Source organism: Gilliamella mensalis (genome assembly GCF_900103085.1).
Lineage (GTDB): Bacteria > Pseudomonadota > Gammaproteobacteria > Enterobacterales > Orbaceae > Gilliamella > Gilliamella mensalis.
Genome location: NZ_FMWR01000026.1, coordinates 1 through 714, shown reverse-complemented (window position 1 = coordinate 714; position 714 = coordinate 1). Strand labels below are relative to the sequence as shown.

Annotated in this window: 1 protein-coding gene; it reads right to left on the bottom strand. The window is 45.0% G+C overall.

Annotation, left to right across the window (positions count from 1 at the left end; all coding sequences use genetic code 11):
- Positions 1-20: 20 nt before the first annotated feature.
- A partial coding sequence (locus BQ5209_RS10405) for a phage late control D family protein (RefSeq protein WP_208610028.1) occupies positions 21-714 on the bottom strand: 694 nt, incomplete at its 5' end.

Here is a 714-nt window from a genome sequence, read left to right as displayed (position 1 = left end):
GGACTGCCGTTGAGGTTAATCTATTGACCGGGAGCAAGGTTATAGTGGTTACTCTTACCTTTGAGGATAATTTTCTGGCTAATCGCCTGTTCATGGCGAATACGGGCATACCACTGACCGCTTTCAATCTGATTATCGTCATGCCTGTTATTCTCATTAAGGTTATTACCGTTATCACGATTATCATGATTAACATTGTTAACATCGTCATCGTTATTCTCGCCACGAGTTGGCAGATTTTCTTGTCCGTTGCTATCTAAACCTTTATAGTGCTCAGCATAGCGGTAGTCAGTGCCGTAGGTGGTAAGGTCTTTGGGTTGGCTGTTAACTTCGCCCTGTAAATCGGCGAGGGCATCACGGTAGTTATAGTCTTGTACCTTCACTGAACAGACCACTACTTCACTATGCAGGCTGATATCCCACACACTTTCAACGCCACTATCGAGCGTGCCACTGGGTAGTTTATAGTCGATATCGGCCACTTGCGCATAGCCTTGCTCATAATCACTTAACACCATCACATCACAATGGTGCTCAGCATGCGTTTCAAAGCGAAACCAAATACCGACATTGGCCAATAAGCGTTGAATAAAGGCAAGGTCACTTTCTTGCCATTGAGTGATAAACGCCCGCTCAGGGTAGCTATCTTTTAGTTCTAAACGGTAATCAATGCCCGTCAAACCATGACTGCGTAGCACTTCTTCAACTACACTC